We start from the raw sequence: 22115 nt of genomic DNA on the forward strand, positions 1-22115 counted from the left end.
AAATGAAAGCAAAATTTATTCTAAGTTTTCTATTAATTTTTTTTCAAATTAATTTATTGAACGCTCAATCATTTAAGATTGAACGCTGGAAAACAGCAAATGGCGCCCAAGTTGTTTTTTATCAGGCGATGGAAGTACCCATACTCAATATAAATATTGCTTTTGCTGCAGGCTCCGCTTATGACGGCGCCAATTTTGGTCTAAGTGCCTTGACGACTGAACTATTAGACCAGGGCGCGGGTAATTATGATGCGACGCAACTTGCCGAAAAAATTGCTGATACAGGAGCTCAATATAATGCAGAAACAACGAGAGATATGGTTGTTTTACAGTTTAAAACGTTAACTAAAGAGGATGCGCTAACGCCAGCTATTGATGCTTTAACGACTATCATTAATAAGCCTCTTTTTAAGCAAGAAGCCTTTAATCGCGAAAAAAATCAACAATTAATTGCCATTGCTCAACGTCAGGAATCCCCTGATGAAGTAGCTAATATTGCTTTTTTTAATAAGCTTTACGGGAATCATCCGTATGCTCATCCAATTTTGGGTACAGAGCAAACTGTTAAAGCTATTAATTTAAATCAAGTACGTGATTTTTATAAACGTTATTTTACCAGTCAAAATGCCACTATTATTTTAGTTGGTGCGATTGATACTGCCCAAGCACACAAGTTAGCTGAACATTTAACCTCTGGGCTTAGACAAGGCTCTCCTGCTCCTGAAACTCCTAAAGCCGTACCTTTGTCTGCTGAAGAAAAAGTGACTATTAACTATCCTTCTTCGCAAACAATCTTAAGATTAGGACAAACTGGTATTAATCATGCTAATCCAAGCTATTTTCCTTTAATGGTTGGCAACTATATTTTAGGTGGTGGCGTTTTGGTTTCTCGCTTAGCCAATGAAGTACGAGAGAAACGTGGCTTAACATATGGTGTAGTTAGTCAATTTATACCTATGCCAGGTATAGGCCCTTTTTTAATTAACCTATCAACTGTAAACCAACAAGCCGATACAGCGTTAAAGATTACTAAAGAGACATTAATTAATTTTTTAACGAACGGGCCTACTGAAGAAGAATTAGCGGCAGCAAAACAATATATGACAGGAAGTTTTCCTCTATCATTAGCAAGTAATAGTAATATTGCCGGCATGCTATTGCGTATAGCATTTTATAAATTACCCGATGATTATTTAGATACTTATATAACGCATATTAACGCAGTAAGCACAGATGATATTAAAAAGGCTTTCGATGAAACGTTACAACCGAATAAGATGTTGCTGGTTTCTGTAGGAAAAATATGAAGCAAAGAATTAGGATCATTGGTGGAAAATATCGCAGTAAAAAGCTATATTTTCCTGCCCTTGATGGCTTAAGACCGACACCAGATCGGGTTAAAGAAACGCTATTTAATTGGTTAATGCATGATATACATAATGCACGTTGTATTGATGCTTTTGCAGGAAGTGGCGCTTTAGGTTTTGAAGCTTTCTCACGTGGCGCGGCTCATGTAACTTTGGTTGAAACACAAGCAGATGCTTTTAAAAATTTACACCAAATAGCATTGAGCTTTAAGGCACCTAATTTAAGTGTTATTCATGCCGATGCACGAACTTTTCTCCAAAATATACAAGAACCGGTAGATATTATTTTTTTAGATCCACCCTTTGCTAGTAATTACCTTGCAGAATGTTTACAAATCATTGCCCAAGGTCATTGCTTGTCACCCAAGGGTTTGGTTTATATTGAATCAGCTAAAGAAATTATACTTGATCCCTCACAATGGCTTGAGCGAAAATCCAGCAAGGCTGGACAAGTATATTATGCTCTTTATGAAAAATGTACATGACTTATTCATGTAAGCTTGACAAGAGGGCTCTGGTCCTGTTTCAATCATCTACTATCTATTGATTTTAAAACATAAGATGAATAAGACGCTTACTGTGCTCCTGCTAGCAAGCCTTCTACTTAGTGGCTGTCGAACTGGGGTTGCACTTATGAAACCGCCTATTAATGAACCAAGTGATGATGCAACAATTAAATTAGCTGAAGCTGCATCATCAATTAGTGATTCTATGCTTGAAATGGCGAAGGTGGAAAAAGTCATTTTGCCTACAACTAAAGATAACTCTTTAACAATTCCTAGCACCTATAATTTACAAGCAAAAGCCTCTGTCGACTGGTCAGGGCCTATTGAAGAATTAATTGCCCGTGTCGCTTTGGCTGCTCATTATCGTTTAAGGGTTATAGGTAAAGAACCTTCCGTACCTATTTTAGTGAGCGTAAATGTGAAGGATCAAAGCCTTGCTGAAATTTTAAGGAATATTGATTATCAAGCTGGAAAAAAAGCTTATTTACATGTTTATCCTAATAGTCAGGTAGTTGAATTGCGTTATGCTAAAATTTATTCGTAGTTTATTAATCATTGGTTTAGCACTTCTCGTAGGCTGTACTAGATCATCAGTTCATGTGGCCGATATGGGGTCGTTATCAGGTTTGCAAGCACTCGCCAATGTCAAAAGCAAGAGTAATAAAAATGCTCGCCGTGGTGGTGCAATGCGGGCTGCCGCTTTAAGTGAAATTGCTCTTAGCTTAGGAGCCCAAGCGGGCCTCGCTTGTCGAGCCAATACTATTAATAAACATTTAGCAAAACAGGCTAGAATATTAGACGCGGTTTTTGATTTTAACTCCTTAGTACTTGATCACAACATTTTACCACCTGTTCTACTTGAAGGACGTAATACATTAAATTTAGCTGATACCCAAACGATTCGTGTATCAGATAGAACTTATAAAATAGCTAAACAAGCTCGCTTTATTACAACGCCACCTAATTGGCGAGAATATTTATGGATGGATTATAAACAACCCGAACCTCCAAATTTATTTATGTTACCAAAGACAAAAGCGGAAAGGAAAGCTTGGAAAACATGCGTTGCTCGTGGTTGGAAAAATGGTATAGAGCAAGCTAATACTATTTTAGAAGAAAGTATTGCCCGAATAAAAGAAGACTATACAGGCATGATTTTGTATCGAAAATTGTTAGCACTAAATATGGTTTCAGCACCTTTTGTTGCTAGTACTGAGTTAGGTGTTACGGGTGACGCTTCTGAAATTCATATTGACGATAGAGTATTGCGTATCACAGCGCTTCCAGGCTTAAATGTAAATAGCAATGAATGGCGTGCGGCAGTCGCTAAAGATGAAAACGCGTTAGAACAATTTAAAAACATGGAAAAACTAGCTCAAAATGCACAAATTAATATTACAAGCAAAGCCTGGCAGCCAGTTATTGCGCCAATTAATGAAAAAAAATATTAATGAAAAAATTTTTCTAGCAACATATCTGCATAAAATTTTCTATACTGTATGAGTATATTGTTAAGTTTTACTTTAAGATTAATTAATTAACCTAAAAACTTTAACCTTTATATAGAATTAGTTTTTATTGAGCTTCTATAACAACCAAATAGTATTATCTTTGATTTTTTCTAAATTGCGTTGAGTTAAAAATTAATAAATTTAAAATAATGTCATACAGGTTTATTAATAGACTTTGCAATAAAATTAAATAAAACAAGATTTTAGTAAGATAAATAAATTAAATCGGCTTAGCGCTTTGGGACTATTATGAGTAATGTTAATTTAATGCCTGATGAACCTTCACGTTTTACTCCTATATTTATGGATAAAATGTTACAACATGCTGAAACATTAAGCGCATCAGACATCACTATTCAAACAGGCTCACCTATTTATGCCGAAGTATATGGTAGGTTATTAAGGATAACTAAGCGCAGTTTATCTAATACGGAATTAGGTGATTTAATAAACTCAATTTATGGCCCCAATGCTACAACACAACTTTTATCAGGCAAAGATATTGATACTCATTATGAATTCCGTCCTAATCGTGGCGTTCGGTATCGCTATCGGGTTAACGGAACTTCTTGCCTAGTTGAAGGCCATGATGCTATTCAAATTACACTAAGAACTATTCCAACAACACCGCCTAGATTAGAAACAATGGGCCTACCCGATAATATAGTAGAAGCGATTGCCCCCCAAGAAGGTATTGTTTTTATAACAGGCGCTACTGGATCAGGAAAATCAACGCTACTTGCTTCTATTATTCGAAATTTAATTGAAAGTGAAAATTCTAACCGCAAAGTCCTCACTTATGAAGCGCCCATAGAATTCGTTTATGATGAAATTGAGACAATTTCTGCTATTGTAAGTCAATCAGAAATTCCACGTCATTTACCTAGCTTTGCTGAAGGAGTGCGTAATGCATTGCGACGTAAACCAAGGCTAATCATGGTTGGCGAGTGCAGGGATGCAGAAACAATTAGCGCAGCTTTAGAAGCTGCCTTAACAGGGCACCCTGTTTATACAACCCTTCATACTTCAGGGGTAGCAGAAACGATGCGCCGGCTAGTAACTTCCTTTGCAGGTGAAGAACGTGTAGGTCGAACAATTGATATTTTAGAAACAATAAGACTTTGTATTTGGCAGAAATTAGTTCCGACGGTTGATGGCAAGCGAGTTGCACTGCGGGAATATTTAATTTTTGATGAAGAAGTACGCGATATTTTGTTAACTGGTGATCCCAATGATGTTACCTCTTCAACAAGAAAACTTGTTCGGAAACGAGGGCAATTAATGACTGAAGACGCTAGACAAAAATTTGAGGAAGGAATAATCTCTGAACGCGTTTATAAAATAATTATTGCCGGGACAAAAGAGTATCAACGTTAGGATAAGACGTTTAAACCAGGTATAAGTTAGTTATTTTTATAACTGGGTAGGTTGGGCGAAACGAAATGTAGCCTAACAAATTATTAATAGCCTATGTCTTATGACGTAAATTGTTAGACGTTACTATTAAATTTTTACCAGAATAAAAAAGTACATCCTATGTCTCAACTTTCTAGATAAAAATAATTTACCAAAACCCTACAAATAAGATTCTTCGGCAAAGATTTTAAGAATCTTTATCAGGTGTTGTAGGCGGACCACTCTGTAGGCCAGACGAAGCTGATGCACCTCCGCCTGATGAGCCCATCTTTTGTAACTTACTAACACCTTTCATAGCATAACCACTAAGTTGTTTATCTATTTGTTGTGCAGCGCCTGTGGTTGCCTTAGTTGCCTCACCAACTTTACCCTTAGTATCCTCAGTCCACTGTACTGTTTCTTGGCCAGCTGACTCCGCTTGTCCACCAATCCACCGTAAAACTTTATCAGGCAGTACCACAATTAAAGTAAAAGCTTTTTGCACTACAGTAAGGTACATTGTGGTATAAATTATTATTGAGAAAAAGTAGGCATAAACGCCAGCCCAACCAGAGTAGCCTAAATTGGAATCAGGTTTAATAATATTATTTGGGTCAATATCATTAGAAAAACTAAACGTTGTTTGATTATTTTGTAAATATGACAACACATTACTAAAACCTGCATTAATGACCCAAACGCTTACATACGAAAGAGCAATAGCGGCAATATAGCCAATAATCATCATTGATGGCCTTAAAAAGACATTCATCAAAATCATAATAGCTTGCTCACCTTTACCAAAGGGCCCTTCTCCTTCAGGATGCGTTACCCCTAAGGCTACAATAGGCGCCGCTACCATTGCCTCCACCACGGCCATTAACCACCCTATAGAACCAAACGTAAAAATCATATAGGGTAAAAATGGAATATAATAAGCTGTTATAAAACCGATAACTAACATGGTTCCTAACCACGCAACTAATAAGGGCATTACTAAGGCAATAAATGGCATAATAAAGATGCCAAATGGAGAAATAGCAAATATAAGTAGATAAATCCACAATTCATTGGCAAAGTTGATAAAACTAATACCCATATTAGATAATGCAATCACCGGATTCATGCTAGGTTGTTGTAACCAAGCAATACTATTTTGGAAAATAACCGTCATGCCTTTGAGAGGCAAATACAAGAATGCCATAATAACGGCATTAAAAAGATTAACCAGCAGCGAGAAAAAGAAATTAAATAGGTTTCTTATTAATCCATTGTAAAAAACATCGCCTAGCGCTGCTCCTACACAACCTACCACCTTTATGTGCCCACAAGGAAAATCGATGTGAGGTAAGCTAATATTGGTTGGATTAAATTTAGGTATAATATTCATTGTAAACTGAGGCGGGGTCATCCCTGGCTGACCTAAATTTAACATAGATGAATTATTGATATAACCATAAACTGTACTAGCATTATTACCAGTATACGGACTTATAGGCTGGGCTAAAGTTGGTAGAGCTATACCACTGTTATCACTTCCATATTGGCCATTAATTAAACTAACAATATTTACTAACGGCCCTCCATTAGCATTCAACCAGGTACATAAATTTGGATTAGTACTCTTCTGACAGTCATAATTATTAGTACCAGTAAAAGCCCAAGGAGCAATTTTTTGAAAACTACCTACATCAACATTCGTAGTGTCATTTAAACCAGCGCCTGTATCATAAGTCGTAGTAAGCGAACTATTAAGATTAGCTGAATTTAGCTGAGCTAAATTAATAAAATAACTACCAGCCTGCATCCAACCCTGGGCATTTGCCTGATTGATAAATTGCCCTAATTTTCCTTCAAGATTTGTTTGAATAGCTTGATTCATGATATTAAGGCTTGGCGCCATAACACCCATATAATCACCAATAGCATTTTGGAATTCAGCTCCATTAAAAAGAGGAGTGGTTGAATTACCCGGTATAGGGCCCCAGCTTGTACAGTTGCTAGTTACACTAGAGTCTGAACATAAAGAATTTGAAGAAGCTGAAAGCGGTATACCAAATTGTTGCATAGCCCAAGGCGGTGTATAGGTTGGCGGAGTGCCAGTACTAGTTGTCGGTGGTTTATTGATTAACGGATCATTATTAACCATAACTTGAGCGATGAGTGCTAAATCATTATATAGTTGTTGCAGTGCGACAGCACGGGACATCGTTATAGTTTGTATCTCACTAGCATTAAGCTGTTGTGCCATTGTCTGGCCATTCTTGGGATTTACTGTATAAAGAGAAGTTGTATCAAAAGCATTCCACATGATAGTGCCACAAACACCATTTAAACTACTGTAAATTGAGCCCATGGGGAAATTGGGCATCGGCAAGTTCCATGCTCCCTTGTTAGGAAGGCTGTTTTGCATTGCTACGGGATTTACAGTACTGAGAAAGTCAGGAACAGGTGTATTACAAAATTGATTCATCGGTGAATCATTGGAGTTTTGCAGTAAAAAACATGGACCTGAATCATTTTGTTTTTCATTAAGATACGCTGTCCGCAAATTTTCTAAAGTAACTTGTAGGCCATACATGCATACTTGCCCAGTTAAAATCTTCGACGCACCTAAAGGTACGTCCATCAGGGCGGGATTTGGAATAATAGTAGGAGGAGGAATAGGAGTACTTTGTGGTTGAGCAATTACACCACCTCGAGCAATATAACTTAAAGCTGCTGTCCAAACTTTATCTGCTGCACCAATGCCTTGAACCACCACCCACATGACAAAAATCTGCATTAAGCAGTAACCTGATGCTTTTGGTATTAGTAAAGCTAAACCTAAGGTTGTCCGGACCGGCACCCAAACAGAGGACCATTTTTGACCTAGCATTTTACCTTCGTTAGCTGTATTCACAGTTGACACAAGCAAGGTGTACATTGTAACAACGCCCCCTAATGCCAGAACAGCTGAATTAAATACGGAAAATATACTGCCAAGAATTTGACTACCAGTACCATGGAGTACACCATCTACCACGCCAAATAGATCACCTAAGAACACGACAGAAAAATCACCAGGTGTCGGAGTAAATGTTATACCAGTTGGGTTATTAAAGGATGAAGCCAACGCCAAAGTCGGAAATAGTATAAATAAAAAACTTAAAATAAGCCTTTTCATGACTTCTCACCTAAAAAACCTTTTCTATACCATTCCTTAAATGTACAGCCTAATTTTCTTTCCTTAATTTGGTAATACCAGAAGTGATAACGAAATGCCAAAGCAAGAGTAACTAACATAAGCACCAAGCTAATTAGTGCGGCAATAATGCTGCCTGAAAATATATGGTAAATTGCATAGCATAAAAAACCAAATGCTATTACACACATAAGCATGCTTAAGCGATACAAACCTCGTTTACGGGCTTCTAAATTAGCCTCAGTTAGATTCATCGCAGCCATAGCAGCTTCAAAATTAGCTGAAGCTTCATTTGAAGAAGTTTTGTTTTTCTGCGGAACAAATAAAAACCTTAAGACACTAGTTAAGTATAGCGTAAATGCATTAAGACGATCAAAATCAGTCCAAGCTCGAATATTAAAAATCGATTTAAATAAACTACCTACCCTTGATCCTGATTTTTTTTGCATAAATTTTACAATTTAAAGTAATAGACATTTACTATTCTTACTATAATACTATATTAGTTAAATTACGTGCACTTTATCTATCTATAACACCGTAAAAAAAGAGTAAAAAATGCCTGATCTTAGTCATGAAGCCTCCGCTCAATACTGGTTTGAGTATGTTGATCCGATGATTTATCGTGTTATTACCTTTATGGAAAGCGTTGAGGATTGGACGCTCGACCAAGATCCCAACCTAGAAGAAGCGCTTAAGCGTTTAGGCCAAGAACTCGACGATATCGAAAAAGTCGATATGGGTAATTTAAATCAAGAAGAGACCTTTATAAGGCTAGTAGGTAATATTAAATCCGGCCGTGGTCTAAGATTACTACAAGCCATTGACACAGTCCATCCAGGCAGTGCTTCGCGAGTTCTTATTCATGCTGAAGAGACTACTACAGGTAGCCATGATCCAGCGGGCTTTTTTTTAAAGCGCAATATTACTTTTGAGCGACTGCGTTTACTTGCTCGCGTATTTTCTGAATATCGGTTAAGGTTAGTAGCTAAAGCTCTTGAAGGGGAAGAATAATAATGAAATTAAAATATTTAGTATCAAGCATGTTACTGGCTCTTTCCTCAACTGTAATAGCCTCACAAAGCACGCCTGCTAATATTACTCCAGCACCAAATAACAATACAGATGATGAAGTTAGTAAAATTGCTACTTATTTACAAAATTTAGGCCAGTATTTTGGCTATGACCTTACTCAATATTGTACATCCGGCGGCCCTTGCTCAAATAACAGCAGTACAGGAAATTCGAATAATACTGCTAATACTAGTGGAACAGGCACAACTTCCGCTTCACAAACATTTAGTAATACACTGGTTGATCAAAATACTGCTTACTCTGCTCAGCTTAATCTTTACAATACAGTTTTAGGCGCAACCGTAGGCGGTGGTACGGGGAATAACGAAGCACCTAGCGCCGCTCAAAATGCTAATCCAATTGTGCCCACAACATTAACTAGTAATAGCAACTTATCCGGTTTTTCAATTATTAATACACTTTCAGGACAAACTTTTTCGAATCCACCCTATTCTAATCCGTCAAGTCAAGCTTCTTCTGTCTCTCCGCTTATTGATCAGCAAACTTACCAGCCTGATCCTGTAAGCCAAGCGATTTTAAATATACTTGCAACACCTAATTATACCTTTTGCGTAGAAAGTGGTAGTAATCTTATTTCGCAAAAGTGTCCTTACTTGTATCGCGAAAATATTATCAAAAATGTTGTAGGGCCCTTACCAGGCACCCAAAAAGTTTTTACAGCAGAAGCAAACGCCCCTTTAATCCCTCAATTAAACATTAATACTTTAATTTCACCATTACTTTATTCCACCACCAGTAATAGTAATACTAACCAAACCACTTCTAACTCGGGGTTTGATGATTTAACTACTCCAGTTTTAACGGCAAAAACCCAAGTACAACAAGCAGAAAATTTTATTCGCTATGCAACCGGCGCAGTTTTGCCTGTTTCTCTACCAGATTGGAATACTTATAATAACTTACTTAGTCAAGCCTTGAATTTTAGTAAATCAACACCAATAGCTCAACAGCAAGAAGCTTATGCTCGATTAAGTACTTATTTAGCAAGGTTGCGTAGTTATGCTGCTCAAACGTCTGTAGGAATAAGTAACCTCTATTACATAATGTCTAAACGTCTTCCTCAAAGTCCATCTGGCCAACAAGGTGCTCAAACAAGTCAGGCTTTAAATGAATATATTATGGCTAGTTGGCGTCTTTACAATCCTCAAGCACAAGGGACTAGTAATAACCCTGGCCAACAACAATGGTTGACACAAATTAACCAGGCTTCTAGCGCATCAGTTCAAAAAGAAATAGCGGTTTTATTGGCCGAGATTAACTATCAGCTTTATTTGATGCGTCAACAACAAGAACGTATATTACTTACTAATTCTATGTTTTTACTTCAGTTTTCTTCGCAAACTCAACCCGATGGATCTACCTTAACAGGGGATACCTCTACTACAAATGCAAATAATCTATCGAATACAAGCCAATAAAAATAATTAGTTAAAGTTTGATAAGTTTTTCAAACTTTAACTAAACTGCAATGCCTTGTTCTTTCGTTTGATATTTTTAGCAGTTTTTAATTTTTCTAGTACAGCATCTACCGTTACTAATTTCATTGTTTCTTCACCATGTGCATGGGTACCCCATTTATTCTCCTGTGGCGCTTTTTTAAGGATCTGTTCTACTGCTATAGAATAATAATCAACGGCCAAATCTTGGTAAATATATGGGCCAGACACTTGAGCACTTGTTACAGCATGTAAAGCTACTACAGGCGTACCTACAGCTGTAGCCATATGAGATGGCCCCGTATCGGGGCACAATAAAACAGTTGCCTGACTTATTAGCGCTAAAAGCTGTTTAGGCTTTGTCTTACCAACTAAGTCAAGGCAAGTCACCCGTTTTTGAATTGCATCGGCTAAAAACCGATCGTAATCACCTGGCCCGCCTGTTAAAATCACTTGCATCTGCCATTGAGATTGTGCATAACGAATTACTTCAACATACCGGTCAATAAGCCAACTTCGCTCTGGCTTACTCGCCGCTGGGTTAACAAGTAAAACGTCTTGTTCGGAAGTAAGATAAGAAAGTGCCCACTTATAATCCGCTGCTTGAATGGGAAGGTTCCAATTTAATACTTTTTCTTCAATACCTAAAACGTCAGCAAATTTTAAGAAAGCCTCTAATGTATGGTCATTTCCAGGTTTAATTGTTTCATTAATAAACCATCTATGACCATCCTTAGCACGTAAGGGATCATAGCCTATCTTTCGTTTTGCTTTAATAAAAGCATAAAGTAAATTAGCTCGAAAACTTGATTGCGCAGCCAGTAAAATATCAAAATGACGGCCATTTAATTTTTTTTTAAACTGCCAATAGTCTTTTATAGAATTAGGTTTTGGAATCACAATAAATTCAACATTTTGCATGCCTTCAACTAAGTCATAGGCAGGTCTTGAAATAACCCAAGTAATTTTTGCGTGCGGTAAATGGGCTTGCAAAGTACGAATTAAAGGCACTGTCATTAGTACGTCACCTAATGCGGACAGACGCACAATACAAATAGAATTAATCATTTTTTTAGAGTAAAATGGGCACTGCAATAAGGGCAAACTACCTCACCTGTTTTTTCTATGGGAAGATATACTTTTGGATGAGCGTTCCATATTTCCATTTCGCCTGTTGGGCAGCTTAATGGTAAATCTTTTGGATAAACGATATATTCTCGCTTTGTACTTGGTGGCTGTTTATGAGACTGAGACATATGATTCTCCTTGGCCTATAAAGTAATATACAATAGCGTTCTTACATAACTAGCATCTTTTTTTACTTTATTGCTGCATTCCAAATATTTCTACGGTGCTCATTTACTCTCTAAACGCTACCCTCGAAACCTTTGTGTCTTGCTTTAAAGTAAAATCAACAAATTATGCAATAACTCTAATTATTTAAATTGATTAACTAAGTAAAACTTCCTTTAAATTCGCTAAAAGAAGGATTCACTTTAACTTTGGCAATTATCTAATATTTTGGTGATTAACGCTATTATTTTACTGAAGCTTTCCAATTTATCGCAGGCAAAAATGTTACCTTCAGGCCAGCGGCGTAACCAGGTTAACTGCCTTTTAGCGAGCTGTCTTGTTGCTGCAATTGCTTTTTCTCGAAATAGACTAAAACTATCTTTACCCAAAAGGTAATCATAAGCCTGTCGATAACCAACGCACCGTATAGCCGGGCAATTTGGCGGTAAATGCCATTTCTCTAATAATAGCTCTACTTCGTTAACAAATCCTAAATTTAACATTTGATCAAACCGCTTAGCAATCCGCTGATGAAGCCAAGCGCGTTCCTCTGGAAATAAGACAATATTGGTATAAGAATAAGGCACTTGTTGCCGTTTAATTAGCAAAGAAGATAAGGGTTTTCCAGTTACATAAAAAACCTCAAGAGCACGCTGAATTCGCTGTGTGTCACGTTGATGAATCTTTGCAGCAGAATAAGGATCAATACGGGCTAAATCGGCATGTAATTTTTCCCAACCGTAACAGTTTGCTTGTTCAAGTAAATAATTGCGTGTTTTTTCATCGGCTTCAGGCAAAGCAGATAGGCCCTGTTGCAAGGCATTAAAATACATCATTGTACCGCCAACTAACAAGGGAATCTTATCTGCCTTAAAAATCTTATGACATAAACTTTGTGCTTCTTTACAAAATTCAGCAGCTGAAAAAGATTGTGGTGGATCTAAGATATTAATTAAATGATGAGGTGCTAATGCTAGTTCCGTTGATGATGGCTTTGCTGTACCAATATCCATCTCACGGTAAATCATAGCTGAGTCAACACTGATAATTTCAAAAGGAAATTGCTTAACTAATTCTATAGCCAACGCTGTTTTTCCTGAAGCAGTAGGCCCTAGTATACAAAAAATATTATTCAACATTTAATAAGCTCTGACAAACTTCCTTAGAAAGACACTTAATCACTTGCGATTTTTCTAAAACAGACTGATTTTCTTCCAAATAAGAAATATAACTTCTGCACTGCTCTTCTGTAATAGGTGTATCATCTTGAGTACAATTTTTAACTAATAAATCTATGAGTGAATCTAAATTAAAATAAGGAGAAGCAAAAAAAGTAACAAGAAAAGACTTAAGATTTAAGTTGGGTATCAATTGAGGTAGAGAATAAATAATTAATTTATTTTCTTCTTTAAGTTGAATATCGATGCCTACTTTAAGTAAAAGCTCCCTAGCTAACTGTAAGTCTGTAAAAGATAACGTTGGAATATCACTATAAACAGGTACGAGCAAAGCTCTAGATGCTAAAGGCAGCGTACTACTACGAAGTATATCCTGTAACCACTGCTGTTGTAATTTGAGTAAATCGACTAGATAAGGTTTTTGATTTAGATAAATTAGTAGATACCTTTTATAGAGTTGCAACCATTTAAAATTAGTTTGTGTCTGGTCTTGCTGCATTAGCCAATTAAAATTTTCATTATTTTCTTGTATACGTAGTGGCTCTTTAGTTAACTGACGCTTTGGCCATTCTTTGGAAAACGAAGGGTTTAAATGCACTGGTAAATTAAGAGTATGTCTTAACTGGGTATTAATAAAATCATGAATTAAACGGGGTTGCTGGAAGCGTACTTCATGCTTAGTTGGGTGAACATTAACATCAATCTCTTGCGGGTCAATCACTAAATATAAAATACAAGCCGGATGGCGTCCAGGATAAAGAATAGGTTCATAGACTTGTTTGATAGCGTGATTAACTAATTTATCTTTTACCATCCGACCATTAATATAAACCCATATTTTATCATTTTGACTACGCTGGTAGTGAATGTCACTTATCCAACCATAAAGTTTTACACCATTATGTTCAGCATTAAAGTACATTGCACTTTCAATAAATTGTTTACCTAACAATCGACTAATACGCGCTTGTTGTAAAACTTCTTGGGTTGCGGCAGGTAAAGATAGAATTGATTTGCCATTATGATTTAGTTTAATCGTGACATGAGGCGCACTTAAGGCAAAACGTCTTACTAAATTATCAATAGCTTGAAATTCAGTTTGTTCCGTTTTAAGAAATTTCTTACGCACAGGCGCATTATAAAATAAATCACAGACATCAACCGTGGTGCCTTTAGCACGTGGAAATGGCCTTACTTTGGCTGCTTGGTTTTGATATTCCAATAACATTCCATGCTCTTGCATGGCAGGCTTAGAACTAATAGTTAGTTTAGAAATTGATGCGATACTAGCAAGCGCCTCGCCACGGAAACCTAAGCTTTCTATAGCAGCTAAATCTTCAAGCTTCGATATTTTACTCGTGGCATGTGGCGTAATAGCTAGAGGTAAGTCTTCAGCGACAATACCTATCCCATTATCACTTATTTTAATTTGATTCAAACCACCAAAACCTATATCGATATGAATAACATCCGCTTGTGCATCTAGCGCATTTTCTAATAACTCTTTAACTACTGATGCTGGTCTTTCAATGACTTCGCCAGCAGCAATTTGATTGGCAACTTCAGTAGATAATTGATGGATTCGCATAACTGATATAACTACTCTATAAATTAATGGACTCTAAGCGTTATTAGACTCAGGCTTATCAAGGCCTAATGCTACTGTTGAGCTATGATGATTAGCAATACTTTTTGGTAATTTATTGTCAACAGATCCTAAAGTAAAGCGCATTTTACTATTTACTAAGGCTTCTATATGAGTTCCGTGCGGAGGATACTCCCAGAAATAACCTCTAAGGCCCTGAAAAATCGATTGTGTTAACCGTGTTTGATAGTATGTACTTGTTAGATTACGTTCTTCTCGTGGATTAGTAATAAAACCTGTTTCTATTAATATAGAAGGAATATCAGGCGATTTTAATACCATAAAACGAGCTTGTTCAACTTTGTTATTATGTAACTTAGTTAACGTGTTTAAGTTTCTTAATACTTTTTCTCCCATATGTAGACTAGCACCAATTGTTGCAGTTTGTGATAAATCAATAAGAACTGTACGTACCAGGCCACTTTGATCATCTAAACCGGCTAAATTAACGCCGCCTAATTCAGAATAGTTTTCTTTCTCTGCTAGCCATCGAGCCGCCTCACTGGTTGCACCTCGTTGTGATAGAGCAAAAACTGAAGCACCATTAGAGTCGCGATTAATAAAGGCATCAGCGTGAATTGAAATAAAGACATCACCATTGTATTTTCTTGCAATAGCTAGACGCTCACGTAAACCAACATAATAATCACCTGTGCGCGTCAATACAGCACGCATACCAGGTTGTTTGTCTATAATCTGCTTTAATTTAGTGGCAATGGAGAGTGTTACGTTTTTCTCTGCTGTACGTCTAGGGCCTATAGCGCCTGGATCTTTGCCGCCATGGCCAGGATCGAGGACTACAATGACATCCCTTAACGGTTTTCTAACCTGTTTAATAGGTAATGGGGATAGAGGCGGCACATTTTTTATAGATTTTGTTAAAAGGTCTAAATGATTAGTTGAAATATTTAAAGAAAAACCATTGCGATTTCTGCTTAAGGTATTCCATGGTTTAGTCTCAAGCATTACTTTATTTGCTACTTCAAAAACTAAGCGTAGAGTATGTTTATTTTGATAACCACTACGAACTCGAGTAACTAAATTTTTATTTAAATTAAGCTTATGTAAATCAAAAGCAAGCTCTGTGTTTTCTAAATCAACAACGACGCGATCTGGATTAGTTAAAGTAAAAATTTTATGGTTAATGGCTTTATCCAAGTTAAATAATAAGGACGCCTTACCCAAGTCCTGTTTTATTTCAATACCCTTTAACTTAGCAGCATTTAGCACTAGGTTAAAAAGCATGCATAAAGAAAACACTATTATTTGTATTCTCATTGTTTACCTATAAGGCAAGACAAAACTTGTTTCCCAATAGAGCTACCTGCTTCAATAGTCATTTTTCGCCCACTATCCTCAACAATTTCTAAACTGAGACGAAGATCAGCATTTAATAACGTATGTGGTGCTCTTTCTGGCCATTCTATACAGCAAACCGTATTTTCACCGAAATATTCATTAAAGCCTATGTAATCAAGTTCGGACTCTTCTACTATACGATACAGATCAAAATGGTGAATTTGCAAGTCATGACATATATAACTTTCTACTAATGAAAAAGTCGGGCTTTTAATTACTGAAGTAATCCCTAATTCACGTAGCATGGCACGGATAAAGGTTGTTTTACCACTACCCATATCCCCTTGAAAAGTACAAATTAGGGGTGTAGCTAAACAATGTGCCAAGCTCCTAGCCTGCTGCTCACAACTTTCTTGATTAGGTAAATAAATAATCTGTTTATGCATAAATACACTGCTATACGGTTAATGTATTGACTAAAGTTCGCAAATAAGGCATTAAATCACTTGCGATTAATCCTCTCTCCCCCTTATCTTGAGCAGCTTTATCAGCCGCACTCGCATGTAGCCATACACCTAATTTAGTGGCATCAGTAAGAGCTAGCTTTTGTGCGCATAAACCAGCAATAACACCACTTAATACATCGCCCATACCCGCAGTAGCCATGCCTGGGTTCCCAGCTCGACATAGATAAGTTTCTGGTTCATCCGTACGGATTAAAGAACCAACGCCCTTTAAAACCACATTGCCACCAAATTTAGTCTGCAAATGGTTAACTGCTTCGTAACGATCAGATTGCACGTCCTTTGTTGAACACTGCAGCAAGCTTGCTGCTTCACCTGGATGAGGTGTTAAAACCCAATTATCATCATATTGAGGTGACTCAGCAAGTAAACGAAGTGCTGAAGCGTCAATAATCATGGGTAATTGTGACGTGATAACTTGATTAAATAACGATCGAGCCCAGTCATCTGTTCCTAACCCAGGTCCAATCACACAAACAGTCGCCTTAGTGAGTAAAGCAAGAATATCGTTTGCTTCCTCTACACCATAAATCATTACCTCAGGTACATTAGCGACTGCTTGTTTAGCATAATTTGATTGAGTTGCAATAGTTACTAAACCTGCGCCAACTCTTAAAGCAGCCTGAGCTGCTAAACAAATAGACCCTGGCATGCCATACCCGCCACCGATAACCAATATATGACCAAAATCAGCCTTATGACAATTTTTGGGTCTTTTAGGTAGTAAAGAAACAAACTCAGATTTTTCTAATATGTAACCACTTGGAGTAAGCTGACTTAAACAGTGATCTAACTTTAAATTATTTAGGATGACTTTCCCACAATAATCCGGACCATCTAAAGTCATCATACCTAACTTATAACCAATAAAGGTTATTGTTGCTGTGGCTCGAACACAGTCACCCATAACAGCCCCTGTATCAGCGTTCAGACCTGATGGAACATCAATAGCAAGCACAGGCAACCCACTTTCATTAATTTGATTAATTGCACTTAGTATGGGTTCTTTAACTAAGCCTTTTAAACCAATTCCTAGTAGTGCATCAACAATTAAATCAGCATCATCTTCTATCATCTCATCCATATAATGACAGGTAACACCAACGTCTATTGCCTCTAGCGCAGCTTGCTGAGCCACAGGAGGAAGCTGATCAATAGGTTTGTATTGATTAATTATTACTGAATAACCTTCTTGATGAGCAAGTCGAGCTATTACATAACCATCACCAGCATTATTACCGCTACCACAGTAAACAATAATTTTTTGAACAGTAGGAAATAATCGTTTTAATGATTTAAAGGCCGCAACGCCTGCTAAAGACATGAGCTGTGACTCGCTCATTTGATAATCTACTGTTGCAGCTCGCTCACAATCTCTGATTAAGTTAGTATGAAAAAGCGCAATATCAGATGTCATGCTGACTCCACAATCTTGAGCATCATATAGCTTGAAATTTCGATAGAATTAAATTCTTACTAATTTAATAATACCGCATTGAGGTTTACATTAGAGTTCTTGCATAATTTACGTCTTTGACTTTATTGCCGCATTGTAAACATTTCTGCGGTGCTTCTACACCATGTAAATTCCGCTCCTTGAAACGTTTGCGCCTTACACTAAAGTAAAATTTAAAAGCTATGCAAGAACTCTATTATTCTAACTTAATACATAAGATAGAATAATGTAAAATACATTTAGATGATTATGAAGCAAAACATGCTCTACTAAGATTCATCCTTTTTAATTAATTTTAAGGCAGGCTTATTTCGGCCTTTTGATTCTGTGGTAGTTACAGGAGGAGCTGCTGGCTCATTATATTCTTCACCAAATTCCATACCTCGGCCATTCTCTTTAGCATAAATTGCTAAGATAGCCCCTGGGACAACGAAAATTTGATGTGTTACACCAGAAAAACGTGCAGTAAAAACAACACGATCATTTTCTAAATGTAATCCTCGGCAGGCCTGCGGCGAAATATTGAGTACAATTTTGCCCCCATTAACATACTCTTGTGGCACTTGTACGTTAGGATATTCCGCATTAACCAAAATATGAGGAGTAAGATTATTATCTACAATCCAATCATATATAGCTCGAATTAGGTAAGGTCTGTTTGAGGTCATTGTCATTTTATGCTGCCCGTAATTGTCGCTCAGTTTCTGTTAAACTAGCTTGAAACGAATCACGCTTAAATAATCGCTGCATATAAGCATGTACTCCTTTTACTTGCTCAGGAATTATAATACCCAATTGTGGTAACCGCCACAATAAAGGAGCCAATGCACAGTCTAGTAAAGAGAATTCCTCACTAAGAAAATAAGGTTTATCTGCAAAAACAGGCTCAAGGCTAACTAAACTTTCTAGTAAATGTTGACGTGCCTCTTCAGCTTCGTCATCTTGTTTAATTCGCTGTAATAAGTTATACCAGTCTTGTTCAATGCGGTGCATCATTTTGCGTGCTTCTGCACGAGCAACCGGATACACTGGTAATAAAGGTGGGTGAGGAAAACGCTCATCTAAATATTCCATAATGATTCTAGCTTCATAAAGAACAAGCTCTCTATCAATTAAAGTAGGCACTGTGCCATACGGATTAATACTGAGTAAATGCGTATTGACCTCACCTTGCTTTGCAGGAAGAATTTCTACATTAACCCCTTTTTCTGCTAGAACTATGCGAACTTGATGACTGTAAACATCATCATTATCTGAGTAAAGTGACATAATAGTGCGCTTTGCTACAATAGCCATTACGGACTCCTCGTCGATCGTTAATTTTGCTTAAGGCTTGTCAAAAGGCGACATTTTAACACAAATTTCATTAGGATGTTTATTAAAGATAAATTTTTCACTTTTTTTGCACTTAATATTTCAACTGTTTCTACTACTTATTTACTAAATCTTCCTGCACGACAGTAAAGATTATCATTTTTAATGAGGTAGACGCTGCCAGTAGCTTCTTTTAAGGAGATAGACTACGATTAAAAAAATGCTTAAAAAAGCAATAATAAAAACACCTACTGTATAACGTGTTAGTTGTACAGGTTCACCTACATAGGCTAAAAAATTCACCAAATCTTCAATTGCATTATCAAATTCTTGGCTAGTCATTTCACCATCAGTAATTTTCAGTAGATGCGTAATAGGACCTGCTTTTTGATTATTCTCTCTTACGGCAATAACCTGGCCTACCAAAGGTGCTAATACATTAGGCATTGCCACACCCGGAATTAATACATTATTACTACCAAAAGGCCGTGTTGAATCAGCATAGAAGCTTTTTAAAAAAGTATATAGCCAGGATGGTCCTCGTACGCGCACAATTAGAGATAAGTCAGGGGGAACTGTACCAAACCACTGCTTAGCATCTGCAGCCGGTAATGCTATTTCAATTGGATCATGTAGCTTGGCATGCGTAAAAACTAAGTTATTAAACAATAAATCTTTGTCTACTTCGCCATCGAAGGTTGTTAAACCCAAATCATTTGCCATTTGATTATAACGCATATACTTTAAAGAATGACAACCTGAACAATAATTCATGAAAAGCTTTGCGCCTCTTTGCAAACCTTCTTGATCATGTAAATTTATTTTTACAGGCAACATTGGGACATCTTCGTTTTCAAGGGCATAAGAAATTGTTGTTATAGTCAAACTAATGAATAAAATCATTAATTGTTTAAGAGATTTTTTGCAAAATTTGGTTAGATACTGTGGCAAACTAACTAAGCGCCCAATATATTTATAGGTTATGAGATTTTGAGCACTGTTGAAACTTAACAAAGGGTTGTTGCAGTAGAGTTTCATAAGCAGTCTCATCTTCATCGGCTAATCCTTAGCGGTACTGTCTTACATCTTTCAATGCGAGTATAAAAAGGCATTAAGAAAAAATAAGCAAAGTAAATAAAAGTAAATATGCGGGCTAAATACTGTCTATTCGTTGTTACAGGCACGGTGCCTAAGTATCCTAAGCCTATGAAACTAATAACAAATAGAGCAAGTGCAATGCGTGAGTAATATCCTTTATATCGCATTGATCGAACCTTGCTTCTATCTAGCCACGGTAAGAAGGCAAGAATTAAGATTGATGCAATCATAGCAATGACACCAAATAATTTATCAGGAATAGCGCGTAATATGGTGTAAAAAGGAGTCATATACCAAACTGGCGCAATATGAGTCGGTGTAACCATAGGATCAGCAGCTGTAAAATTAGCATGCTCTAAAAAATAACCATGCATTTCTGGTGCAAAGCAAACTATCGCAAAAAATAAAATTAAAAAAATTATTAACCCAACTGAATCTTTCATAGTGTAATAAGGATGAAATGGAATGCTATCTATAGGCTTACCATGTTCATCCAGTGTTTTTTTAATCTCAATACCTTCTGGATTATTCGAGCCTACTTTATGTAAAGCAACAATATGAAGAAAAACAAGTAATAACAATAAGATTGGTATACCAATTACATGCAAAGCAAAAAAACGCTGTAAGGTTGCATTAGCTACTGTGTAATCACCTCTAAGCCAGACAACTAGACTATCACCTACAAAAGGAATAGCGCCAAATAAGGAAGTTATAACTTGCGCACCCCAATATGACATTTGGCCCCAAGGCAAAAGATAGCCAAAAAAAGCTTCAGCTAATAGCAATAAGAATAAAGCCATACCTAAAAGCCAAATTAATTCGCGTGGCTTTTGATACGAACCATAGAGGACGCCTCTAAACATATGAATATAAACAACAATAAAAAAAGCAGATGCACCGGTAGAGTGCATATAGCGTAAGAGCCAACCATAATTAACGTCACGCATGATATATTCAACAGACGCGAAAGCTTGGTCGGCCGAAGGCGTATAAAACATCGTTAACCATAAACCAGTTATAATCTGATTTATTAGTACAATAGTTGCCAATGAGCCAAAAAAATAGAAAAAATTCAGATTCTTTGGTGCTGGGTATTCACTAATATGACTTTTCCAGGTACTAAGTAGTGGAAAGCGCTCATCAACCCAATTTATCAAACCGCGCATAAATCACCTATCCTTGTTGCTCATCTTCGCCAATTATAATGACATGATCATTAACAAAACGATATGGAGGTACTTCCAAATTAATTGGCGCAGGAACGCCTTTAAAAACTCTTCCCGCTAGATCAAAGGTGGAGCCATGACAAGGGCAGTAAAAGCCACCACGCCAATTTGGACCTAGTTCATTAACCTGCGGTGTATATTTAGGAGAGCACCCTAGATGAGTACAAATACCAACTAATACTAAGTATTCTGGTTTAATAGAGCGATATTTATTCTTAGCATAAGAAGGTTGTTGCTCAACTAAAGACTCTGGATCGCGTAGCTGATTTTCAGCACCTGCTAATTGCTCAAGCATAGCTTTGGTGCGGCGTATTATCCACACAGGCCGACCTCGCCACTCAATAGTAGCTTGCTGTCCAGGCTCAAGTTTACTTAAATCCACCTCAACCGGTGCACCTGCCGCTTGTGCTTTAGCACTTGGTAGCCATGATGATATAAAAGGAGTTAATGCACAAGCTGCTCCAATACCTCCTAACACGCCTGTTGCTGTCAAGAGAAATTTGCGTCGCTTTTCGTCAATCTCTTCCTGAGAAAGGAGCACATCAGGGGTATGCTCATTATCATCTGTCACTATTTATCATCCTTTAT

21 protein-coding genes are annotated in these 22115 nt (G+C 37.0%); 7 read left to right on the forward strand and 14 right to left on the reverse strand.

Annotation, left to right across the window (positions count from 1 at the left end; all coding sequences use genetic code 11):
• The first annotated feature begins 2 nt into the window (after positions 1–2).
• The 5 genes from DYH30_RS13090 to dotB all read left to right on the forward strand — a co-directional run bounded on the left by DYH30_RS13090 (position 3) and on the right by dotB (position 4761).
• The gene (locus tag DYH30_RS13090) at positions 3–1307 is read left to right on the forward strand and encodes a M16 family metallopeptidase (protein ID WP_115332080.1); all 1305 of its coding nucleotides are present in this window, start codon (positions 3–5) and stop codon (positions 1305–1307) included.
• On the forward strand, positions 1304–1852 hold the full coding sequence (gene rsmD, locus DYH30_RS13095; RefSeq protein WP_115332081.1) for a 16S rRNA (guanine(966)-N(2))-methyltransferase RsmD: 549 nt from the start codon (positions 1304–1306) through the stop codon (positions 1850–1852). Before DYH30_RS13090 ends, rsmD begins: the two co-directional genes overlap by 4 nt.
• Before the next feature lie 76 nt (positions 1853–1928).
• The gene (dotD, locus tag DYH30_RS13100) at positions 1929–2417 is read left to right on the forward strand and encodes a type IVB secretion system lipoprotein DotD (protein WP_115332082.1); all 489 of its coding nucleotides are present in this window, start codon (positions 1929–1931) and stop codon (positions 2415–2417) included.
• Positions 2398–3324 (forward strand): type IV secretion system DotC family protein, encoded by a 927-nt coding sequence (locus DYH30_RS13105; RefSeq protein ID WP_115332083.1) that lies wholly within the window; start codon positions 2398–2400, stop codon positions 3322–3324. Before dotD ends, DYH30_RS13105 begins: the two co-directional genes overlap by 20 nt.
• A gap of 327 nt (positions 3325–3651) precedes the next feature.
• Positions 3652–4761 (forward strand): Dot/Icm type IV secretion system ATPase DotB, encoded by a 1110-nt coding sequence (dotB, locus tag DYH30_RS13110; protein WP_165482162.1) that lies wholly within the window; start codon positions 3652–3654, stop codon positions 4759–4761.
• A gap of 226 nt (positions 4762–4987) precedes the next feature.
• Here the strand turns inward: dotB and dotA are convergent, their stop codons facing one another.
• A complete protein-coding gene (dotA, locus tag DYH30_RS13115) occupies positions 4988–7945 on the reverse strand; it encodes a type IVB secretion system protein DotA (RefSeq protein WP_115332085.1) in 2958 nt (985 codons plus the stop codon).
• The gene (gene icmV, locus DYH30_RS13120; protein WP_115332086.1) at positions 7942–8412 is read right to left on the reverse strand and encodes a type IVB secretion system protein IcmV; all 471 of its coding nucleotides are present in this window, start codon (positions 8410–8412) and stop codon (positions 7942–7944) included. Before icmV ends, dotA begins: the two co-directional genes overlap by 4 nt.
• A 109-nt stretch (positions 8413–8521) precedes the next feature.
• Between icmV and icmW the strand changes: the two genes are divergently transcribed.
• A complete protein-coding gene (gene icmW, locus DYH30_RS13125) occupies positions 8522–8977 on the forward strand; it encodes a type IVB secretion system protein IcmW (RefSeq protein ID WP_115332087.1) in 456 nt (151 codons plus the stop codon).
• Between the two features lie 2 nt (positions 8978–8979).
• Positions 8980–10476, forward strand: coding sequence for a type IVB secretion system protein IcmX (icmX, locus tag DYH30_RS13130; RefSeq protein WP_115332088.1), 1497 nt, complete (start codon positions 8980–8982; stop codon positions 10474–10476).
• A 36-nt stretch (positions 10477–10512) separates the two neighbouring features.
• Here icmX and DYH30_RS13135 read toward each other — a convergent pair whose 3' ends face one another.
• The 12 genes from DYH30_RS13135 to petA form a co-directional block, all read right to left on the reverse strand.
• Complete coding sequence (locus tag DYH30_RS13135; RefSeq protein ID WP_174233269.1) at positions 10513–11511, reverse strand: glycosyltransferase family 9 protein; 999 nt, start codon at positions 11509–11511, stop codon at positions 10513–10515.
• Positions 11512–11558: 47 nt separating this feature from the next.
• Positions 11559–11750 carry a zinc-finger domain-containing protein gene (locus tag DYH30_RS13140; protein WP_115332090.1) on the reverse strand — a complete coding sequence of 64 codons (192 nt, stop codon included), beginning with the start codon at positions 11748–11750 and terminating at the stop codon, positions 11559–11561.
• 240 nt (positions 11751–11990) lie between these two features.
• A complete protein-coding gene (gene miaA / locus DYH30_RS13145) occupies positions 11991–12926 on the reverse strand; it encodes a tRNA (adenosine(37)-N6)-dimethylallyltransferase MiaA (RefSeq protein WP_115332091.1) in 936 nt (311 codons plus the stop codon).
• Positions 12916–14553: a DNA mismatch repair endonuclease MutL gene (gene mutL, locus DYH30_RS13150; RefSeq protein ID WP_115332092.1), complete on the reverse strand. Its 1638-nt coding sequence runs from the start codon at positions 14551–14553 to the stop codon at positions 12916–12918. Before mutL ends, miaA begins: the two co-directional genes overlap by 11 nt.
• Before the next feature lie 33 nt (positions 14554–14586).
• Positions 14587–15888, reverse strand: a complete 1302-nt coding sequence (locus DYH30_RS13155) for an N-acetylmuramoyl-L-alanine amidase (protein WP_115332093.1) — start codon at positions 15886–15888, stop codon at positions 14587–14589.
• On the reverse strand, positions 15885–16355 hold the full coding sequence (gene tsaE, locus DYH30_RS13160) for a tRNA (adenosine(37)-N6)-threonylcarbamoyltransferase complex ATPase subunit type 1 TsaE (protein ID WP_115332094.1): 471 nt from the start codon (positions 16353–16355) through the stop codon (positions 15885–15887). Before tsaE ends, DYH30_RS13155 begins: the two co-directional genes overlap by 4 nt.
• A 10-nt stretch (positions 16356–16365) precedes the next feature.
• Positions 16366–17850, reverse strand: a complete 1485-nt coding sequence (locus DYH30_RS13165; protein WP_115332095.1) for an NAD(P)H-hydrate dehydratase — start codon at positions 17848–17850, stop codon at positions 16366–16368.
• Positions 17851–18158: 308 nt separating this feature from the next.
• Positions 18159–18563, reverse strand: a complete 405-nt coding sequence (locus DYH30_RS13170) for a ClpXP protease specificity-enhancing factor (protein WP_115332096.1) — start codon at positions 18561–18563, stop codon at positions 18159–18161.
• Position 18564: 1 nt separating this feature from the next.
• On the reverse strand, positions 18565–19185 hold the full coding sequence (sspA, locus tag DYH30_RS13175) for a stringent starvation protein SspA (protein ID WP_115332097.1): 621 nt from the start codon (positions 19183–19185) through the stop codon (positions 18565–18567).
• 180 nt (positions 19186–19365) lie between these two features.
• On the reverse strand, positions 19366–20106 hold the full coding sequence (locus DYH30_RS13180; protein ID WP_115332583.1) for a cytochrome c1: 741 nt from the start codon (positions 20104–20106) through the stop codon (positions 19366–19368).
• Positions 20107–20255: 149 nt separating this feature from the next.
• On the reverse strand, positions 20256–21467 hold the full coding sequence (locus DYH30_RS13185) for a cytochrome b (protein ID WP_115332098.1): 1212 nt from the start codon (positions 21465–21467) through the stop codon (positions 20256–20258).
• A gap of 7 nt (positions 21468–21474) precedes the next feature.
• Positions 21475–22098, reverse strand: coding sequence for a ubiquinol-cytochrome c reductase iron-sulfur subunit (petA, locus tag DYH30_RS13190; protein WP_115332099.1), 624 nt, complete (start codon positions 22096–22098; stop codon positions 21475–21477).
• Positions 22099–22115 lie beyond the last annotated feature (17 nt).

Origin of the sequence: Legionella busanensis, from assembly GCF_900461525.1 — a bacterium.
In the GTDB taxonomy this organism is placed as follows: Bacteria; Pseudomonadota; Gammaproteobacteria; order Legionellales; family Legionellaceae; genus Legionella_C; species Legionella_C busanensis.